Origin of the sequence: Roseibium salinum (assembly GCF_026240905.1) — a bacterium.
GTDB classification, from domain to species: domain Bacteria; phylum Pseudomonadota; class Alphaproteobacteria; order Rhizobiales; family Stappiaceae; genus Roseibium; species Roseibium salinum.
The window spans coordinates 91764-110521 of sequence record NZ_JAPEVI010000003.1 but is presented as its reverse complement, the minus strand read 5'-3'; the positions used below and the strand labels follow the sequence as shown (position 1 = coordinate 110521).

At 60.8% G+C, this 18758-nt stretch carries 16 protein-coding genes, 1 tRNA gene and 1 pseudogene; 14 read left to right on the top strand and 4 right to left on the bottom strand.

The genetic code is table 11. From position 1 onward, the window contains the following. Nucleotides 1-143: 143 nt before the first annotated feature. The 6 genes and pseudogenes from ON753_RS04900 to ON753_RS04870 all read left to right on the top strand — a co-directional run bounded on the left by ON753_RS04900 (nt 144) and on the right by ON753_RS04870 (nt 5318). Nucleotides 144-1325 (top strand): DUF1254 domain-containing protein, encoded by a 1182-nt coding sequence (locus tag ON753_RS04900; protein WP_323054795.1) that lies wholly within the window; start codon nt 144-146, stop codon nt 1323-1325. 63 nt (nt 1326-1388) lie between these two features. Continuing rightward, nucleotides 1389-3001: pseudogene (locus ON753_RS04895) on the top strand (DUF1254 domain-containing protein). Between the two features lie 411 nt (nt 3002-3412). Beyond that, nucleotides 3413-3718, top strand: a complete 306-nt coding sequence (locus ON753_RS04885; protein ID WP_265961452.1) for a hypothetical protein — start codon at nt 3413-3415, stop codon at nt 3716-3718. Nucleotides 3719-3738: 20 nt separating this feature from the next. Then, a complete protein-coding gene (locus ON753_RS04880; RefSeq protein WP_265961451.1) occupies nt 3739-4167 on the top strand; it encodes a cysteine rich repeat-containing protein in 429 nt (142 codons plus the stop codon). Nucleotides 4168-4289: 122 nt separating this feature from the next. Then, nucleotides 4290-4715, top strand: coding sequence for a hypothetical protein (locus ON753_RS04875; protein ID WP_265961450.1), 426 nt, complete (start codon nt 4290-4292; stop codon nt 4713-4715). Between the two features lie 21 nt (nt 4716-4736). Further along, entirely contained in the window at nt 4737-5318 is a 582-nt protein-coding gene (locus ON753_RS04870; RefSeq protein WP_265961449.1) for an OmpA family protein, read from the top strand. A gap of 87 nt (nt 5319-5405) precedes the next feature. Here ON753_RS04870 and ON753_RS04865 read toward each other — a convergent pair whose 3' ends face one another. Then, the gene (locus tag ON753_RS04865; RefSeq protein WP_265961448.1) at nt 5406-6197 is read right to left on the bottom strand and encodes a hypothetical protein; all 792 of its coding nucleotides are present in this window, start codon (nt 6195-6197) and stop codon (nt 5406-5408) included. A gap of 251 nt (nt 6198-6448) precedes the next feature. Here ON753_RS04865 and ON753_RS04860 point away from each other — a divergent pair, with 251 nt between their 5' ends. The 3 genes from ON753_RS04860 (at nt 6449) to ON753_RS04850 (ending at nt 10355) form a co-directional block, all read left to right on the top strand. Continuing rightward, on the top strand, nt 6449-8383 hold the full coding sequence (locus ON753_RS04860; protein WP_265961447.1) for a DUF3604 domain-containing protein: 1935 nt from the start codon (nt 6449-6451) through the stop codon (nt 8381-8383). A 107-nt stretch (nt 8384-8490) separates the two neighbouring features. After that, nucleotides 8491-9381 carry a peptidylprolyl isomerase gene (locus ON753_RS04855; protein ID WP_265961446.1) on the top strand — a complete coding sequence of 297 codons (891 nt, stop codon included), beginning with the start codon at nt 8491-8493 and terminating at the stop codon, nt 9379-9381. Next, nucleotides 9378-10355 (top strand): HupE/UreJ family protein, encoded by a 978-nt coding sequence (locus tag ON753_RS04850; protein ID WP_265961445.1) that lies wholly within the window; start codon nt 9378-9380, stop codon nt 10353-10355. Before ON753_RS04855 ends, ON753_RS04850 begins: the two co-directional genes overlap by 4 nt. Before the next feature lie 215 nt (nt 10356-10570). Here ON753_RS04850 and ON753_RS04845 read toward each other — a convergent pair whose 3' ends face one another. Both ON753_RS04845 and ON753_RS04840 read right to left on the bottom strand, forming a co-directional pair. Then, the gene (locus ON753_RS04845; protein WP_265961444.1) at nt 10571-13246 is read right to left on the bottom strand and encodes a bifunctional diguanylate cyclase/phosphodiesterase; all 2676 of its coding nucleotides are present in this window, start codon (nt 13244-13246) and stop codon (nt 10571-10573) included. Nucleotides 13247-13463: 217 nt separating this feature from the next. Then, nucleotides 13464-13540 (bottom strand) — tRNA-Ile (locus ON753_RS04840). Nucleotides 13541-13833: 293 nt separating this feature from the next. On the opposite strand from ON753_RS04840, the gene ON753_RS04835 reads away from it, so the two are divergent. Beyond that, the gene (locus ON753_RS04835; protein WP_265961443.1) at nt 13834-14904 is read left to right on the top strand and encodes an AI-2E family transporter; all 1071 of its coding nucleotides are present in this window, start codon (nt 13834-13836) and stop codon (nt 14902-14904) included. Nucleotides 14905-15025: 121 nt separating this feature from the next. Then, nucleotides 15026-15784: an SIMPL domain-containing protein gene (locus tag ON753_RS04830; RefSeq protein WP_265961442.1), complete on the top strand. Its 759-nt coding sequence runs from the start codon at nt 15026-15028 to the stop codon at nt 15782-15784. Nucleotides 15785-15836: 52 nt separating this feature from the next. Here the strand turns inward: ON753_RS04830 and ON753_RS04825 are convergent, their stop codons facing one another. Beyond that, nucleotides 15837-16424, bottom strand: coding sequence for a GNAT family N-acetyltransferase (locus ON753_RS04825; RefSeq protein WP_265961441.1), 588 nt, complete (start codon nt 16422-16424; stop codon nt 15837-15839). A 184-nt stretch (nt 16425-16608) separates the two neighbouring features. On the opposite strand from ON753_RS04825, the gene speD reads away from it, so the two are divergent. The 3 genes from speD to ON753_RS04810 all read left to right on the top strand — a co-directional run bounded on the left by speD (nt 16609) and on the right by ON753_RS04810 (nt 18697). Continuing rightward, nucleotides 16609-17163, top strand: a complete 555-nt coding sequence (speD, locus tag ON753_RS04820; protein ID WP_265961440.1) for an adenosylmethionine decarboxylase — start codon at nt 16609-16611, stop codon at nt 17161-17163. Beyond that, nucleotides 17160-18032, top strand: a complete 873-nt coding sequence (gene speE / locus ON753_RS04815; protein ID WP_265961439.1) for a polyamine aminopropyltransferase — start codon at nt 17160-17162, stop codon at nt 18030-18032. Before speD ends, speE begins: the two co-directional genes overlap by 4 nt. 167 nt (nt 18033-18199) lie before the next feature. Next, nucleotides 18200-18697 carry a cytochrome b gene (locus tag ON753_RS04810; RefSeq protein WP_265961438.1) on the top strand — a complete coding sequence of 166 codons (498 nt, stop codon included), beginning with the start codon at nt 18200-18202 and terminating at the stop codon, nt 18695-18697. Nucleotides 18698-18758: the final 61 nt, after the last annotated feature.

Genomic DNA, 18758 nt, shown 5'->3' with positions numbered 1-18758 from the left:
CTACGACAATCTCGACCGCATGCGCGGTATGGAGGTGTTTCTCGACAATATTGGCGCCGTGTCGATGTACAGCGTGCGCTTGGGTCTGGCCAATGCCGGAGCCAAGGGGGCCAACAAGATCGCCCTCTTCGAACAGTTGATGGATCTCGCAGACGCTGGTAGTTACGGCCAACACCTCCACGCTTTACGCCTATACCTACACGGATCTCGCCAAGGACGGTCCGACGGTAATCGAAGTGCCGCCCGGCATGCTCGGCTTTCTCAACGACGCCTGGCAGCGCTTTGCCGGCAATATGGGGGTCACCGGACCCGACAAGGGCAAGGGCGGGAAATATCTGGTGGTGCCGCCTGGCTACACGGGAGATGTCCCCGATGGATATTTTCTGCTCAAGCCGTCCACGAACAGGAACTTCATGTTCCTGCGTGGCTCCATCAAGAAGGGGCTGAAGCCCGCTGTAGAAAACATCACGTCGAAGCTGAGGGTCTACCCGCTGAAAGACGCAGCCAATCCCGCAATAACCGAATTCGTCAACGTGTCGAACAAGGCCTTCAACACCGTCTTCCCAAGCGATTTCAGCTATTTCGAGAACCTCGACGAGGTCATTCAGGAAGAGCCGCTCGACGCCATTAGCCCCGAAGTACGCGGTGAGATTGCCGCCATCGGCATCGTCAAGGGCAAGCCTTTCGCACCGGACGAGCGCATGAAGAAGCTGCTCACCGAGGCGGCAACGCTTGGAAACGCGACGTCCAGGGTCATCACTTACCAACCACGTATCGATGGCGTGAGGATTTACCCGGACGATCCCCAAAGCGTCTGGTCCACGGCCTTTGCCAACAAGAACACCAGTTTTGAGGCAGACGGCACGATGGGCCTCGACGCACGGGTCCTCTATTACTTCAACGCGGGTGGGGTCACTCCGGCCATGGCCGCCACACATCCGGGCCAGGGATCGGATTACGGGCTGGCGGTTCTCGATGCCAACCAGCAACCCTTCGATGGCTCGAATACCTACAGGCTGCACCTGCCCAAGGATGTTCCGGTGAACGATTTCTGGGCGCTCACGCTCTACGACACTCAGACCCGGTCTCAGCTTCAGACCGGGCAGAACTTCCCGACCGTCGGTAGCCAGAGCAAAGGCATGACCCAAAACGCCGACGGCTCCTATGACGTTTACTTTGCGCCCGAAGCGCCCGCAGGCAAGGAAGGCAACTGGCTGCAGACCGTTCCGGACAAGAGCTGGTTTACCATCCTGCGCATGTACGGCCCGCTGGAGCCATGGATCAACAAAACCTGGCGGCCGGGCGAAATCGAGCTGGTGAAATAGGGTTTTGGGAGAGGTCGCAGCACGACCGCGTAGCTAGTTATTGCAGGAAAAAGGAAATATATCATGCATCGGCTTTCAACGAGTTGGGGATTGGTTCTGGCCCTGTCGCTGTCTGGCACCTCACATGCCGAGGTCGCCAAGGAGGTCGTCCAGTCGCTCGGCGCGCCCGACCGCATCGAAACGAGCATCGGAACGCTGGACTTCCAGGATGGTGCACCGAGCGCCGAGACCGCGCAGAAGGTCTTCGATGCGCTGGACTTCACCCGCGCGCTGAATGTCTACAACAACAGTTTTCGCGGCGCCTCGGCGCTCGGCTTCCACAAGGGTTTCCAGAGCATCGGCGCCGACTACAACGACGTGATCATCACCTCCAAGCTTCTGGACTCCAAGTCGCTGTTCCTCACCGGCAATGCCGACACGGTCTATTACCTGTCCGTGGTCGACCTTTCCAAGGGGCCAATGGTAATCGAGCAGCCTTCCGACGGCGTGGGCACCATCAACGACATGTGGTTCTCGTGGATCATCGACGTCGGCGGTCCGGGACCGGATCGCGGCATGGGCGGCAGTTACCTGATCGTCGGCCCCGGCTACGACGGCCCGCTGCCTGAAGGCGGTTACTTCGTCGCCCACTCCAAGACGAACCGCATTCTCTATGCCTCGCGCGCCTACCTGGTCGACAACGATCCCAAGCCTGCTGTCGAGAACATCAAGACAAACCTCAAGATCTATCCCTACGCGGAGGGTGGCTACGGGACCAGCATTGCCCAGGCGCTGACTGGTGCGGTCCGCCTCGGGGCGAATGCCAAGATATCCGAAACAACCTTCGTCGAAGCAAGCGACCTGTCGTTCAACACCATCCCGCCAAGTGATTTCGGTTTCTACGAATGGATCAACGAGAACGTCCAGGCCGAACCCGCGACCAGCTATGACGTGGAACTTGCCGGACAGCTTGCCGCGATCGGCATTGTCAAGGGCAAGGAGTTCGCCCCGGACGATCGGATGAAGAAGATCCTTACCGATGCGGCCGCGGTCGGGCAGGCAGCAGGCCGAGTGCTGAACTGGCGCCCCTACAGCGTGCATCCGGACTGGGCCTACTACCCGGATTCCATGTGGGGCAGCATGCTCTGGGAAGGCGGCGCCTTCTTCGAGACCCCGCCGCCTGCCTTCAAGGACGGCATGTTCAAGCCGCTGCCGGCGACCGGCGCCCGCACGCTGGATTCGCGCACGGCCTTCTACTACGGCTACACGCTCGACAGCCCCGGCATGATCATGAACATCCCCGGTGTCGGATCGCAGTACCTGATGGGCTTCCTGGACTCAAGGGGGACCCGTATGATGGCGCGAAGACCTACAAGGTGACGCTGCCCAAGGACATTCCGGCGAAGGCCTTCTGGTCCTTCACCCTCTACGACAACCAGACCCGCTCGATGTTGCAGACGCCGCAGAAATATCCGCGCGCCGGATCCCAGAGCTATCCCTCGCCGGCAGCGACGGTCGCCGAGGACGGCTCCACAACGGTCTGGTTCAGCCCCGAGCAGCCCAATGGTGTCGATCGGGGCAACTGGATCCAGACCGACCCGGAAAAGGGCTGGTTTACCATCCTGCGCCTCTACAGCCCGCTGCCGTCCTTCTTCGACAAATCCTGGCAGCCGAGCGAGATCGAACTGGCGAAATAGGATTGCCCGGGAAGCACCGGCTCAACGCCGGTGCCTCTCATGTCCAGATTGATCAATAGGAACCAACCGGAATAAAACCTCGCTCCTCGTTTTCGCTGGTGGCAGCGATGGTAACTGCGGCCGGACGCTGGTGCGGTGCCCTTTGTCATAATTCCATAGCATTGATAACTTGTAGTTGACGATGCCGGGGAGTACCGTCCAGGTGTGCTTTGAAATTATTACGCTGATTGCAAGTGAACTGACGCAGGGTTTCCTTGAACCTTGAAACCACGTCGAACAGTCTGTGGCGGCACAGTCTGCATTGCGAAGCCGCTGGACGGCAGATCAAGACAGATTGCAAACCGCGGCTCGCGCGGCGTTTTGGAAGTGACCCTGTTCAGCAGGAGCTGAACATTTCGGGAGGACTATGCAGTGCGGAAATCAATTGGAAAATGGACGGCTGCATTTGCAGTGCTGTCGCTCGGGCTGGTTGCCGAGGTATCGGTGGAGCCGACGCCGGCGGCAAGCCAGCTCGCCCTGGTTCTGACCACCGGCCAGGCCTATGCCGCTCCACGGAATGTTGCGCGGCGAACGAGCCGCAGAACCACACGGCGCGTCGTGAACCGCACATCCGTCGCGGGCTGCAACGCTTACCGGGCCTATTACAATTGCGGCGGCGTCTACTACCAGCCTGTCGTTCAAAACGGCACGACAGTCTATGTCGTTGTCAACCCTTAGACCCTGGAAGGACGGCTGCCATGTTCTCTCATAGATTTGCGAAACTGACCGCAATTGCAATCACCGGCTTCCTGCTGTCGGTTCTCGGCTCCGCGTCACCGCAGGCTCAGGGTGTGCTGGAGGACTGCGCCTCTGACATCACCACCTATTGCGCCGAAGTCGAACCGGGCCACGGGCGCGTGCTCTCCTGCCTCTACGCCTACGAGGACAAGATTTCCGAGGCCTGTTACGCGGCAACAATCGACTTTCACGACGTCATGGATTTCATGTTTGCCTCGGTTCGCGACGCGCTGGCATCCTGTGCGGGGGACATCGACAAGCACTGCTCCGGAACCGAATTCGGGCACGGCCGCATACTGACATGCCTTTCGGAAACCAAGGCCGAAATAGCACCCGCATGCAAGCAGGTCGTCAACGGATTTGAGCAGGGGCTTGCTGCTTCCGAATGAATGCCTTCCCAAAGCAAAACCCCAAGACAGTTTCAAAAGTGCCGCAGAAAAGAGCACTGTTTTTCTCTTCATTACCAGCCCGCTCAAGGAACAAGAGTACTTAAAGCCAAAGGAGAAGTTGTATGAGATTTGCCGGTCTGCGAACGCTGTTCGCCATTGTTATCGTCGCCGGATTACCCCAGGTCGCGTCCGCACAAACCGTCGGTTTTGCCGACGCTATCAAGATCCTGGCCGCGAGCTGCGGCAAGGACATCACCGCCCATTGCGAATCTGCTTCTCTGGCGAATAACGGCATCATGCAATGCCTGGACCAGAACCAGGCGAAGGTCTCCCAGCAATGCAATGCCGACCGGGCTGTGGTCGCCGGGCTGATCCAGGCACGCCTTGCCGCCCAGGCGGAGGCGCCGAAGGTCTGTCAGCGCGATGCCGCCCAATACTGCAAGGGCGTCAAACCCGGTGCCGGGCACATTCTGCGCTGCCTGCTCAAGGCGGAGCCTTCGGTCAGCAAGAAATGCAACACGGCCATCGATCTGGCTGGCTACCGCTAATTCCGGTTTGGGAGATTTTCAATGAACAAGTTCATTCTGGCCGGTGTTTCGGCCGCGCTCGTGATGAGTGCTGCCGCCGGCAGCCAGGCCCAGACAAAACTGAGCCGCAACGAGATCATCAATTCGCTTCAGGGCGCCCAGCAGGAGGTCGACATCAATGCCGACCAGATCCAGAAGGCCGCGATCGAGAATATCGAGAAATATCCGGGAGCAAATTCGCCGCAAAGCCTGCCGCTGGCGGACAAGCTTGCCTCCCTGCGGCAGTTCAACATCGAAATCACATTCCATTTCGACTCCGCCACGATCGCTCCCGAATCCTATGAAGCCGTCGGCCTGATCGCGGATGCGCTTCACACGCCCTACCTGCAGGGACAGACCTTCGTCATCGTCGGTCACACCGATGCCAAAGGTGCCCGCGACTACAATCTGGAACTCTCCATCAAGCGGGCACAGGCCGTTCGCGAGGCGCTCGCCACCACCTTCCGCGTGCCGGGCGAGACCTTGGCCTCGGTCGGGCTCGGCGAAGAACAGCTCCGCGATCCGGCAAGTCCGGATGCCGCCGTCAACCGCCGCGTTCAGTTGATCAATCTCGGATACAAGTGATCAGTGAGGTCAGCCCTAAACAATTCCGTTCCCGGCGCGCTTGCCGGGAACGGCATTCCTGGCGCATGAACGCGCCTTGATCCTGTCTCAGAACTGCAATTTCAGCCCGAGCATCGGTCCCTGCTGGACCACATCGAACTCGAACCCGTCATTGCTGTAATCGACACCCAGGGCCCGGTATCCGGCAACCGCGGAAAACGTGTCGTTGAACGCGTATCCGACCGCGCCCGCGACATCCCAGTCCAGATCGGCCCCGCCCGCGCCGACGAAGCCCCAGCCGGTGAGAAAAATCCGGGGTGTGATCATGTACTCGCCGCGCAGGCCGATCAACGCGTCGGCCCATGTCGCGCCGTCGCTGCGTGACACGCCGTCCAGCGCGCCCCCGCTGAAGGACAGGTCGGTGTCGACCGACCACACCCTGACGCCGCCGCTGAGGTCGAGGCGCCCGGAAGGCGTGTTTATGATCGCATAGCCTGCGCCGGCCAGGCCCGCGAATGTTTGCGTCGTCACGTCGACACCGGTTGCAAGAATGCCCCTGGGTGTCGCGGACCCGACCGAGATCTTCGTATACATGAGATCGCCGAAGACGCTGAAGCGGTCGTAGCGCGCCTCCCCCATCGCCATGGCGGCAAAATCGAGATTGTTGAGGATATCGCCGAAATCGGCGTCAATTTCCGCAGCCGGCAATCCGAATGATGCGACGTCGCCAGACAGTCCGGCGCCCCAGAAATACGGGGCAACGGCAAATGTCCAGCCGCTCGCCGTCTCGACCTGCTCAACAATGGGCGTGATCGGCGAATAGATGTCAGCCGCCTCCGCGCCACCTGCAATCGCAAGACTTCCCGCAAGAACGAGGCCGGAAAAGGGTTTCAGTTTCATCGAATTCTCCGCTGTACGGAATGACATGTTTGGTTCATAGTATCCAAACCTTTTGAGAAAGACATCAATAAACAATTTTTTCGGAGGCACCTGTAGCCGCCGTAGAGGAATTTTTGCGCCTTCGTACCAACCACCTGCAAATTCGATACCGATCAGAGCTCCGAGCGCAAACCGTCACAGGCGGTAACAGCTTGTCTCAACAGCAGACCAGATCGGCGAATTACAGGCAAGATCATTTTGGGGAGATACTTATGTTCAGGACGTTTTTGAAACTGACGATGGTGTCGGGTCTGGCGCTTGGCCTGGGGTTGCCGGCGGTGGCGCAGGATACAGGGAGCCCCAGCGCCGAGGAGGCTGCAAAGCTGTATCCGGACAAGCCGATCTACTCGCGTTATGCCGGGCGCAACTTCCCGACACAGCCGTATTTCGGCGACACGCATCTTCATACATCGTTTTCGATGGATGCCGGTGCTTTCGGAACGCGGCTCGGACCGCGCGACGCCTACCGGTTCGCGCGTGGCGAGCAGGTGATTTCGAACACCGGTCAACCGGTAAAACTCTCCCGCCCGCTCGATTTCCTGGTGGTTGCCGACCATTCGGACAACATGGGTTTCTTTCCCGATCTGCTGGCCGGCAAGCCAAATCTGCTTGCCGATCCTACCGGCAAGAAATGGTACGATGAGATCCAGTCGGGAAAGGGCGCGAATGCCGCTATGGAGATCATTGTTGCCTTTTCGCACAATACATTTCCGAAGGATCTCATGTATTTCCCGGGGTCGCGTCCCTACAAGGGTGCCTGGCAGGAAACGATTGCGGCTGCAGAGGAATTCAACGATCCGGGACGGTTCACGGCATTCATCGGCTATGAATGGACGTCGAACACCGGAGGCAACAACCTGCACCGGAACGTGATTTTCCGGGACAATGGCGACAAGGCCAGCCAGGTCGAGCCGTTTACCGTTTACCCGCCGTACGGCAGCGACAATCCCGCCGACCTGTGGAAATGGATGGAATCTTATGAGCAGAAGACCGGCGGCAATGTGCTGGCCATCGCTCACAACGGCAATCTCAGCAACGGTCTGATGTTCCCGGTCGTCGAATCCTTCGGCAAGAAGCTCGACAGCGACTACGTCGAGACACGCGCGAAGTGGGAACGGCTCTACGAGGTGTCCCAGACGAAGGGAACCGGCGAGGCGCACCCCTACCTGTCGCCGAACGACGAGTTCGCGGATTTCGAACTCTGGGACAAAGGCAATCTCGACGGCAGCGTGGCCAAGAAAAACGAGATGCTCGAATTCGAATATTCCCGTGCCGCCCACAAGAACGGCCTGAAGCTGGAACAGGAGCTCGGCACCAACCCTTACAAGTTCGGCCTCGTCGGAAGCAGTGACGCGCATACGGCCCTGGCTGCGATGGAGGAAGACAATTTCTTCGGCAAGACCGCGCCGCAGGAACCGAGCGCGGAGCGCTTGTCGGCAGCCTTTATCGACAACAAGGAAACCGGCGTCACGGTCATGGACTGGGAAGTCGGCGCATCCGGCTATGCCGCCGTATGGGCAACGGACAACTCCCGTCATGCGCTCTGGGACGCCATGCAGCGCAAGGAGACCTACGCGACCACCGGCCCGCGGATGATGGTCCGCTTCTTTGGTGGCTGGGATTTCCAGAAGGCCGATGCCGAGGATCGGTTGCCCGCCCATATCGGCTACACAAAGGGCGTGCCGATGGGCGGTGACCTGAATGCGCCGCCGGAGGGCAAGGCACCGACCTTCCTGGTGGCGGCCCTGAAAGATCCCATCGGCGCCAACCTGGACCGCTATCAGATCGTCAAGGGCTGGCTGGACGCAAGCGGCGCGTTGCACGAGCAGGTCTACGACGTTGCATGGTCGGGCGAACGCACGCCGGACGCAAACGGCAAGGTTCCGGCGGTCGGCAATACGGTGGACATCGAAAACGCGAACTGGACCAATACCATCGGCGCTCCGGAACTGATTGCGGTCTGGAGCGATCCCGAATTCGACCCCGCGCAGCCGGCCTTCTACTATGGCCGCGTGATCGAAATTCCGACACCGCGCTGGACGGCCTATGATGCCAGGTTCTACGGCACAAAGCCTGAGCCGGACACGAGGATGACGGTGCAGGAACGCGCCTATACGTCGCCCATCTGGTACAATCCGGCGAAATAGGACGGCCCGCGAAACAAGGTCGAATGGGTGGTCGTGCGCCGGCCGGGGATGATTGCACTGGCCGCTCCCGACGTTGATTTCACATCTGTAACTGCAAAAGGTTCGGCATGAATGTCATGCGCCGTATCCTCGGCGAGCCGCTGGTCCAGTTCCTGCTGATCGGTCTTGCCGTTTTCGGAGTCTATGGTTTTGCTGCCGGCTGGCCGCAATCGTCGGATCCGGACGAACGCACGATCGAAGTCGGTCCCGGCCGGGTCTCGCAATTGCACGATACGTTCGAACGAACGCGCCAGAGGCCGCCGACGCGCGAGGAATTGAACGGCCTGATCGAGGCCTTCGTCCGTGAGGAGGTTTATTATCGCGAAGGCCGAAAGATCGGCCTTGATCATGACGATACCCTTCTTCGCCGCCGCATGCAGCAGAAGATGGAGTTCCTGATTGAGCCGAGCGCTGCAGAACTCAGCCCCTCGGACGCGGAACTTGAGGCCCATTTGCAGCAGAACGCCGCGGACTTCCGCGTTCCGGCAGCAATCGCCTTTCGCCAGGTTTTTCTCGACCCCGCGAAACACGGCGCGGACTTCCAAAAGGATGCCGCCGAACTGCTCGCGCGCCTTGAAGAAGGAACAAGCCCGGAGGAAGCCGGCGACCCGACCTTGCTTCCTCCCGGCCTGCCGATGACTTCCGTCGACCGGATCGCGCGTCATTTCGGCCCCGAGTTTGCCGAAGCGCTCGCGGATGCGGAGACTGGACGTTGGATCGGCCCGATTCCATCGGCTTTCGGCTCGCATCTGGTGCTGATCGAAGAGCGGCAGGAGACCCATGATCCGAAGCTGACGGACGTGCGCGACACCGTCTTCGAGCACTGGCTGTCGGCAAAGCGGCGGAACCTCATCGAAGAACGGTACCGCGCATTGCGCGATCTTTACGAGATATCGGTTCTCATGCCCGAGCCTGCGCCCGAGCTTTCGAAGCCTGCGGGCGAAGCGCTGGCAAAATGAAGCGCTCGGCTCTTGCAATTGTCCTGCTGTTCTGGTGTCTCACGGGCGCCACCGCCCACGAATTGCGACCGGCCTATCTCGAAATGACGGAGGGGCCCGGCGAGACGTTCAAGGTCCTGTGGAAGGTGCCGGCGCGGGGCGAGTTCAACCTCTCTCTCCATGTGCGGCTGCCCGGCAACTGCAGGAACGTGTCCGAGCCGGTTTCCCTGCCACAGGATGACTCGCTCCTGCGCCACTGGCAGGTTCAGTGTCCGGGAGGGCTTGCCGGTGGGACGATTTCGGTCGACGGCCTCGTGAGTACCTATACCGACGTCCTGGTGCGCGTCGAACGCCAGGACGGTACAGTACAGACGAGCCTGCTGACCCCGGACGCTCCGGCGTTTCAGGTGACGGCGTCGCCGACGACATTGGAGACCGCCTCGACCTATTTGGGCCTGGGCGTCGAGCATATCCTGCTCGGGATCGATCACCTCCTGTTCGTGTTGGCGCTGCTTCTTCTCATCGGCAACTGGCGCATGCTGATCGCCACGATAACGGCCTTCACGCTCGCACACTCCATAACCTTGGCCTTTGCAACGCTCGGCCTCATCTCCATCCCGCAACCGCCCATAGAAGCGCTGATTGCGCTCAGTATCGTGTTCGTCGCGGCCGAGGTTGTCCGCAAGCAGCAGGGTCGCAGTGACCTCTCCAGCCGCTATCCGTGGATCATCGCCTTTCTTTTCGGTCTTCTGCACGGGTTCGGCTTCGGCGGAGCGCTGCGGGATATCGGCCTGCCGCAGAAGGACGTGCCGCTGGCGCTGCTCACCTTCAATCTCGGCGTTGAAGCAGGGCAATTGATCTTCATAGCGCTCGTGCTTTTGAGTGTCTTGGCCCTCAAGCCGCTGGCATGGTCCACTCGGCCACAGGTGCCTGCCGCCTATTTCATCGGGTCGCTTTCGGCGTTCTGGTTCATTGAGCGCATGACGGCTTTTTGACGCGATAGGCGGCGGTTGTTGGCAGCTTCAAGGCGAGCTTCATGGATGCGGATGGATTGGTGGGTGAGGTCGTGCGGGGAACCGAAGCCGGCCGCGTGCCCGGCTTCGACGAACGCAAACAAGAGCCTTGGCCGGACTGACGCCCCCGCAACCGGTCGGGTTCGGCCGGCTGGTCTCAAACCCCTTCCGCACGCACTGCAATGTACCCAGGGATGTCATGACGCCTTGCGCCAGAGCTCCCCGCGCACGAACTCGATCAATTTGGCGGACGGCATCGGAGCCGCAAAGGCATATCCCTGCAGCGCGTCGCAGCCGAGGTCGCGCAGGATCGCCGCGTGCTCCATCGTTTCCACGCCTTCGGCGAGAACCTTGATGCCGAGCGACTGACCGATCTCGATGATAGAGGCAACCAGGCGGCGCTGGCTTTCGGAATGGGTGATCGGAATGACAAGCTGGCGATCGATCTTCAAGCGTGCCGGACGAAGATGGATGAGGCTGACGATGGACGCGTAACCGGTTCCGAAATCGTCGATCTCGATGTCGATCCCCAGCTCCCTCAGGCGCTCGAAATTGGCAGCGATGACTTGGTTCTGGTCGTCAAGGAAGATCGACTCCAGCAGTTCGAACGACAGAGAGCCCGGCTCGAAGGAAAGGCCGTCGAGGCTCTGTATCAGGTCGGCGTCGTTCAGCCGGCCCGCCGACACGTTGACCGACACTTTGGGAATCGCGATTCCCGCTGCCTTCCAGCGCGTGAACTGCCAAAGCGTCTGTTCCAGGATGATGCGGTCGATCAGCGGAACAACGTTGAGTTCATCGGCTGTCCTGAGGAAGATATCCGGCGTCAGGATACCCTCGTCGGGATGGTTCCAACGCGCCAAGGCTTCGACGCCAGTGATCTCCAGGGTCCTGGCGTCGAACTGGGGCTGGAAGAAGGGCAGGAATTCCTGCCGCTCCAGTCCGCTCAGGATGTCGTCCGCGACACGCTTGTTGCGGATGATCTCGGATTTGAGCGTGTCGGAAAAGAACTCGAAGCGATTGCGGCCATTGCTTTTGGCGCGGTAGAGCGCAATGTCGGCATCGACGAGGAGATGCCGGCCGTAATCACTCAAGGTGGTGTCGGCCATGGCAATGCCGATGCTGACGCCGATCCGGCACTGGTGGCTCTCGAAGGGAACCGGCTGGCGCATCTGCTCGATGATCCGGCCGGCCAGTCCGGCAAGCTTCGTCTCGTCCGTCGGCTCCGTGACGGCAATGACGAATTCATCGCCGCCGATGCGCGCGACGAAGTCGTCGGGACCGGCATTTTCCTGCAACACCGAGGCCGCGTGCGTGAGCATGCTGTCGCCCGCGGCATGGCCGAGCGTATCGTTGATGTGCTTGAAACGGTCGAGGTCGATATGCAAGAGGGCCGTCGGTTTTTGGGGGGACTGCTCTTCCAGAAGCTGCCGGTCAAGGAAGCGCCGGTTCGGCAGGCCGGTGAGACTGTCGTGAAGCGAATGGTGTTCCATCAGCGCACGCGCGTCTTCCAGCTCGCGGTTCCTTTCCTCGGCGTTCTGCTTGGCGTTCAGCAGCCGGGTTTTCAGCCGGATATCCGTCGATACGTCCCAGTTGACGCCGAGAATGTAGCGCTGGCCGCGGAGATTGGTGTGCACGGCGCCAATGGCCCTGATCCATCGCGTCGTGCCGTCCTGCAGGATCACCCGGAAGTCGGAATGATACGTGCCGCCGGTGTTAATGGCGTCCCAGTATTCCTTCTCGGCACGCTTCAGGTCTTCCGGATGCAGGGATTCGGCCCATACATCGTATTGCGATGTATCGCGCCCCGCCGGGATGTCGTACAGCTCGCACATGCGCTCGTCCCAGGTCAATTCCCCGGTACCGAGATTGAGTTCCCAGATACCGATCTTCGACGTGTCCAGTGCCAGCTTCAGGCGCTGCGACAGGCTTTCCATCTGGAGCTGGCGCCGCTTCAGTTCGCGAATATGCTCCCGGCGTTGATCGTAAAGCTGACCGGCAATGAATATCGGCAGCAGGACGAGCAGCCCGCCGGCCAGAAACAGCAGCCTGACCTGCCAGGTGTTGCCGGGCATGGCCGACCAGCCGCCGCGCGGGATGGCAGCGATCTGCCAGCGCCCGGTCGGCAGAACGACTTCCGACAGGACCGGGTTTTTGGAAAGGATTCTATCCTCGCCGAAGAAGAGGGTCTTGTCCTTCATCGTCGCATCGCGGCCGGAGAGTGCGATTTCGATCGGAAGATCCGGATCGAGAAGGCCGCTGTCGGCATAAAGGCGCTCGGCATCGACCACCGCCGCAACGAGGCCCCACAGGCCCCTGGTGCCATCGGCATTTTCCGTGAAGACGGGAAACCGTCCAACGAAGCCCGTGCCGCCCTGCAGCAGATTGACCGGCCCGGCCAGCACCATCTGCCCGGATCTGACCGCCCGCAGGGCCGCATCGCGTTGCTGTTCGTTCTTGCGGTAATCGAGCCCGATGGCCTTTTCGTTGCCCGCCATGGGATACATCAGGCTGACGACGAGATCCGGAGCCCCGGCAACATTGCGCAGTTGCGAGTGGTTGCCGATGAGACTGCTGGAAATGCGGCCGAACTGGTCCTGGTCGATGTCCGGCTGCGTGGCGATCAGCGCCACCAGGCCGCGCACCAATTGCAGATTGCTGTTGACGTTGCCCTCGAGCCGGGCCCGGACCATGCCCAGTTGTTCGCCGACATTCGTGCGCGCGCGTTGCAGATGAACCGACCGGTTCTGCACTTCCGCAAATACCCCCGCAACGACGGTTACCGCGAACGCGATACCGACGGCGGCAACGCTGACCAAACTCGGCCGCGTCAGGATATGGCTGGCGCCAAATCGGGAAAAGAATGACTTCGGCATTGCATCTCGCGGTCGAGAAATCTCCAACAACCCTCAGCTAAGGCGATCACGCCCTCGGGTTGAGCTCACAGTACCGGTCAAAACGAAACAAATGCCTAAAGGTCATCCTGCCGATTAGTCAATAGAACCTGCGCTGCAGCTACAACTCTCCCGACGGCAAACCAAGCGAGACAAAAATAGGAAAAAATGCAGGAAAATCAACACCCCGAAAGTGGAGTGGTGGGCCTGGAGGGACTCGAACCCCCAACCAATCCGTTATGAGCGGACGGCTCTAACCAGTTGAGCTACAGGCCCACGAACGGCGACCGTCGGATGAGACCGCCGTTGCTGCAGGTCTCCCTATACCATAGCGGCTTCCCGGAGCAAGTGCTTTGCAGATTCAGGCTCAAAATCGTATGGAAAAGCGGGTGGCCGGCCGGCGGCGGCACGTCGGCGAACCGGCAAAGGCAGTCGTTCGCGCCCGCCGGTTTCACCCGCCTGCGGCGTCCGGCAGGCCGGCTTGGCCGATCAGGCGGGTCGCAATCGTCGAGCATTGGTATAAGCTCCGGGCGACGTGAATTCTGCATATGTCATCTGCCGGAGCCTCCATGCGATCACCGCTTCTATCCGTCACGCTGAGCGTTCTGCTCGTTTGCCTGATCGGCTGGCTGCTGGTCGTCGGCCGCTCGCTGCTGCTGCCCTTCGTCATAGCGCTCATCGTCTGGTACATGATCAACGCGCTGTCGCATCTCTTCGCGCGGATCCCGATCGGCCGCTGGCGACTGCCGGGTTTTGTCAGCTTTTCGCTGGCGCTCCTGACGATTTTCGTGGTGAGCACAGTCGTTCTGGACATCGTCATGGCCAATCTCACGCAACTTGCCCAGGACGCCCCGACGTACCAGCGCCGCCTCGAAGAGCTGTTCGCCCAGATATCCACCCTTCTGCACCTGAACGATCCGATCGAACTGCGGGACCTTCTGCCGGACTCGATCGTGCCGCGCATGGTGACCGCCGGTGCCAGCCTGGTCACCACGATCGCGGGCTCGGCGAGCCTGGTCTTCATCTATGTGCTGTTCCTGATTCTGGAACAATCCACCTTCGACCGCAAGTTCGAGCGCCTGTTCGCCAGCCCGGCGCAGGCGGAGGCGGCCTTTGCGATTCGAGAGGAGATCAACCGCTCGATCATGCATTATTTCTCGATCAAGACCGCCGTCTCGGTTGTCACCGGCGTGCTGACCAGCCTGGTGCTGATCGCCATCGGCCTGCCCTATGCGGCGCTCTTCGGCTTCATCGCCTTTCTGCTGAATTACATTCCCACTATCGGCTCGATGATCAGCGTCGTCTTTCCAAGCGTTCTCGCCGCCGTCTATTACGACACCCTGGGGCCTTTCCTCGCCATTGCCAGCGGTCTCGGCGCCATCCAGTTCACGATCGGAAATTTCATCGAGCCGCGACTGATGGGCTCCAATCTCAACCTGTCGGGCCTGGTGATCATGCTGTCGCTGGCCTTCTGGGGAGCCATATGGGGCGTTGTCGGCGCGGTTCTGTGCGTGCCGCTGACGGTGATGATCGTCCTCGTCTGCGCCCGGTTCGAAAGCTCCCGGCCGATCGCGGTGCTGCTGTCGCAAACCGGCGAGGTCGGGTTGCCGCGGACGGGGCTCCAGGCGGAGCTGAAGTGACCCGCGTATCTCCTGCAAGCCCTTGAAAAATGAACGGAAGCTGAACCGGAAAGCCTTAACGCTGCCGCAATGGCAGATGATGTTGCGCCGGAAAAGCTGATTTCAAAAAAGGAACTGTCTCATGAAAACTTTGCCCGACCTCCTGCCCCGGCGCGGCCTGACGATTGTCCGCAACGCCGCGCTTGCCGCCGGCCTCACCGCGGCGCTCGCAATCACGGTACCGGCCGTGGCCCAGGAGGCCGCCCCGGCCGGCACGATCACCATGGAAGGTGAGGGAACGGTTGCCGTTGCCCCGGACATGGCCGTGATCACCGCCAGCGTGGTCACGACCGCCAAGACGGCGTCCGGCGCCCTGGCCGACAACTCGGCGGCCATTGCAAAGGCCATCGAGGCGATCAAGAGCCATGGCATCGAGCCAAAGGACATTCAGACACGCGGCTTCAACATTTCTCCGCGTTACGAGCGCAACGACAACGGCGGCGATCGCCAGCCGAACATTATCGGCTACGAGGTGCGCAACGGCGTGGAAGTCAATGTCCGCGATCTTGCCAGGCTCGGAGACCTGCTGACCCTGGTGGTCGAAAGCGGCGCGAATTCCGTCGACGGCATCCGGTTCGAAGTCAGCGATCCGGAAGAAAAGCTGGATGAAGCGCGCACGAAAGCCGTCGAGGCCGCCCGCCACAAGGCGGAGGTTTTCGCCGCGGCCGCCGGTGTGGACCTCGGCAATATCGACTCCATCATTGAGACCGGCATCCGGATGCCGCGGCCGCTGGGCATGCGCGCCGAAGGCATGATGATGGCCAGGGCCGACGCGGTCCCGATCGAGGCCGGCGAACAGTCCATCAGCGCCACCGTCACGATCCGCTGGACGTTGAAGTAACGCCCCTGCCCCGCTTTCCGGGCGCCCCGGCCGACCAGCCGGGGCGGGCCTCTCAAAGAGACCGGAACCAGACCTGCATCGGCTTTTCGGTTTCCCGCGTATCCCCGACATCCTTCCAGGGAAACCGCACGATCAGCCCGTCGAGTTTCTCGTAGCCGCGCTTGCGCCAGAACGTGTCGAGCGGCCGGTAGCTCTGTGGCCTGAGCGGGTGGTCGTCCGGCCTGACGACCGCGCAAAAGGCGGCCTTGCCGAAGCCGAGCTGTCTTGCATGGGCCTCGCGCGCGTCAAAGAAGCGGTGGCCGATGCCCTGCCCGCGCCAGGCCGGGTCGAGAACCGATTCCGCCATGTAAAAGATATCGCCGCAGGAAAACCCGCGCGCTTCGAACGGGGCGCGGAAGGCTTCCAGTTCCTTGCGGAGCGGTTCGCCGGTGGCGGCGCCGACAAGCTTTCCCCCGTCATAGGCGCCGACGATCACAGCGCCGTCGCTCTGCGCGTAGCGCTGAAGATACTTCGCCTCGTAGTCGGCAGAGCCGTCGTAAAGATAGGGCCAGTCCCGGAAGACCGATATCCTCAGATGAGCGAGATCGGCCAGCGCCGTTTTGAGCTCCTCTCCCGTCAAGGTCCTGATTTCGACGGCCATCGCTAACCCCCTCTTTTGGCGGAATGATTTGCTTTCAAGGCACAGCAGTCTCCGGTGCGGTAGGCATGGGGGCGATATTGCCAGAAAAAATTCGTGAAGTTACCCATTGAGATCAAAAAGCAATTTCTGTATGGAGGGCGCTCCGGAAAATCACCGGGTACATCTGCTGGTTTGGGAGAGCGATATGAAAGCCAACGCCCTCTTCGAACTGGGGATGGACTTGGAGGCTCGTGTAGCAGAAGGCGCAGGTTGCGTTGCCGAGCCAAGAAGCACCACCCAGAAGGAAGAAAACAATTCGGCCGCTGCATCTGTTTTTGCAGACGACCGCCTGGATCACTTCATCCAGAAGGAAGGGATCCACTGCGCTGGTGCGCATCTGATCATTGATCTTTACGACGCCGAGCGGCTCGACGATCTGCCCTATGTCGAACAGACATTGCGCACATGCGTCGAGGAAGCCGGGGCAACGCTGCTGCATATTCACCTTCACCCGTTCGAACCGAAAGGCGTGTCGGGCGTGGCCGTGCTGGCGGAGAGCCACATTTCCGTCCACACCTGGCCGGAAGCCGGCTATGCGGCCTTCGACGTGTTCATGTGCGGCGACGCGCGGCCCGAGAAATGCGTGGACGTTCTGCGCAAGGCGTTCAACCCGGGCAAGACGGCGGTTTCCGAACTGCTGCGAGGCCGGGAAGTCGCCTCTCAGCTGTCCAAACCGCATGCGATGGAAGCAGCGGAATGAGCGACGGCCTGCACTTCAACGAAACCCTCTATCCGGGGGTGCAGGTCAGCTACACCTGCGACGAGATCCTTTATCAGGAAAAAACGGAGCACCAGGATCTGGTGCTCTTTTCCAATCCGGTCTTCGGAAAGGTGCTGATGCTGGACGGCGTCACCCAGGTCACGACCGCGGACGAATTCATCTATCACGAGATGATGTCCCATGTGCCGATCCTCGCCCATGGCGCGGCCCGGGACGTGCTGATCGTCGGCGGCGGCGACTGCGGCCTTGCCGAAGAGGTGCTGAAGCATGCATCCGTCGACAAGCTGGTGCAGGTGGAAATCGACGGCTCGGTCGTCGATTTCTCCAGGGAGCATTTCGGCGACTTCAACCAGGGCGTCCTGGATGATCCGCGCTTCGAGCTGGTGATTGCCGACGGCATAAAGTTCTCCGCTGAAACGGAGCGCCGCTTCGACGTCGTGATCGTCGACAGCACCGACCCGCACGGGCCGGGCGCCGTGCTGTTCTCAGAAGCGTTCTATCGCAACATCCACCGCCTGCTGACACCGGGCGGCGTTCTGGTGACGCAGAACGGCGTGCCGTTCCTGCAAAAGCAGGAACTCGTCACCAGCATCGAGCGCTTCTCGCGGATCTTCAAGGATGCCGCTGCCTATGTCGCCGCGATCCCGACCTATTTCGGCGGCCACATGGCGCTGGGCTGGGCGAGCGACAATCCGGACCTGCGCCGGCAGGTCGTTTCGGTTCTGGAGGAACGCTTCAGGGCAGCCGATTTCACGACGCAATATTACACGCCGGACGTTCACGCGGCCGCCTTTGCGCTGCCGCGCTTCATTCTGGATGCGGTCGAGGAAGGCCGGGCGAAAGCCTGACCTTTCCTACTCCCTGTCGAGAGTGGCTGGCACGGACCGCCCCCAACCCCGGCCTTACCGGCTGATACCCGTGGTTACAAATCATTACATTAATCAGCTAGTTTCGAATCTGTGAATATGGCAGATTAATCCTGCGTTTTCCGTCACTTGTGGAGACCAGACCAGCCATGTCCAGGACAAATCCAGCTTCCTACAGCCCCCTTCATATCGCTCTTCACTGGCTTATCGCAGCCGCGATCCTGTTTCAGCTCATCTTCGGCGAGCGCATCAAGGATCTCGGACGAGCCCTGAAAGACGGCGGCACGCCGGATGCGATTACCGTTTTCATGGGCAACGCGCATATCTGGGTGGGCATCGCGGTTCTCGCGCTCACGATCGTCCGCCTGCTCGTGCGCGCCAGATACGGCGTCCCTGCGCCGCTGCCCTCGTCAAGGCCGCAGGAGCTTGCCGCCCGGGCTGTTCACGGCCTGCTTTACATCGCCATGGTATTGGTACCGATCACTGGCCTGGTGGCCTGGTACGGCGGAGTTCACACTGCCGGGGAAATCCACGAGCTTGCCAAGCCCTTGTTCATCATCCTGACAGCCCTGCACGTCCTTGGCGCCCTCTACCACCAGATTGCACTGAGGGACGGTGGTCTCATGAGAATGTTCTCGGCCCGTTGATGACGGGCAGGTGGCAGAAGGAGAACTGCGGACGACGAACCGCCGTTCGCTTCCTCAACTT

What these genes read in the sequence shown, in the direction of transcription:
- ON753_RS04850 (WP_265961445.1), top strand. Translation starts at nt 9,378, where the DNA reads ATGAAGCGCTCGGCTCTTGCAATTGTCCTGCTGTTCTGGTGTCTCACG.
- ON753_RS04880 (WP_265961451.1), top strand. Translation starts at nt 3,739, where the DNA reads ATGTTCTCTCATAGATTTGCGAAACTGACCGCAATTGCAATCACCGGC.
- ON753_RS04865 (WP_265961448.1), bottom strand. Translation starts at nt 6,197, where the DNA reads ATGAAACTGAAACCCTTTTCCGGCCTCGTTCTTGCGGGAAGTCTTGCG.
- ON753_RS04830 (WP_265961442.1), top strand. Translation starts at nt 15,026, where the DNA reads ATGAAAACTTTGCCCGACCTCCTGCCCCGGCGCGGCCTGACGATTGTC.
- ON753_RS04860 (WP_265961447.1), top strand. Translation starts at nt 6,449, where the DNA reads ATGTTCAGGACGTTTTTGAAACTGACGATGGTGTCGGGTCTGGCGCTT.
- ON753_RS04835 (WP_265961443.1), top strand. Translation starts at nt 13,834, where the DNA reads ATGCGATCACCGCTTCTATCCGTCACGCTGAGCGTTCTGCTCGTTTGC.
- ON753_RS04825 (WP_265961441.1), bottom strand. Translation starts at nt 16,424, where the DNA reads ATGGCCGTCGAAATCAGGACCTTGACGGGAGAGGAGCTCAAAACGGCG.
- speE (WP_265961439.1), top strand. Translation starts at nt 17,160, where the DNA reads ATGAGCGACGGCCTGCACTTCAACGAAACCCTCTATCCGGGGGTGCAG.
- ON753_RS04855 (WP_265961446.1), top strand. Translation starts at nt 8,491, where the DNA reads ATGAATGTCATGCGCCGTATCCTCGGCGAGCCGCTGGTCCAGTTCCTG.
- ON753_RS04845 (WP_265961444.1), bottom strand. Translation starts at nt 13,246, where the DNA reads ATGCCGAAGTCATTCTTTTCCCGATTTGGCGCCAGCCATATCCTGACG.
- speD (WP_265961440.1), top strand. Translation starts at nt 16,609, where the DNA reads ATGAAAGCCAACGCCCTCTTCGAACTGGGGATGGACTTGGAGGCTCGT.
- ON753_RS04875 (WP_265961450.1), top strand. Translation starts at nt 4,290, where the DNA reads ATGAGATTTGCCGGTCTGCGAACGCTGTTCGCCATTGTTATCGTCGCC.
- ON753_RS04870 (WP_265961449.1), top strand. Translation starts at nt 4,737, where the DNA reads ATGAACAAGTTCATTCTGGCCGGTGTTTCGGCCGCGCTCGTGATGAGT.
- ON753_RS04810 (WP_265961438.1), top strand. Translation starts at nt 18,200, where the DNA reads ATGTCCAGGACAAATCCAGCTTCCTACAGCCCCCTTCATATCGCTCTT.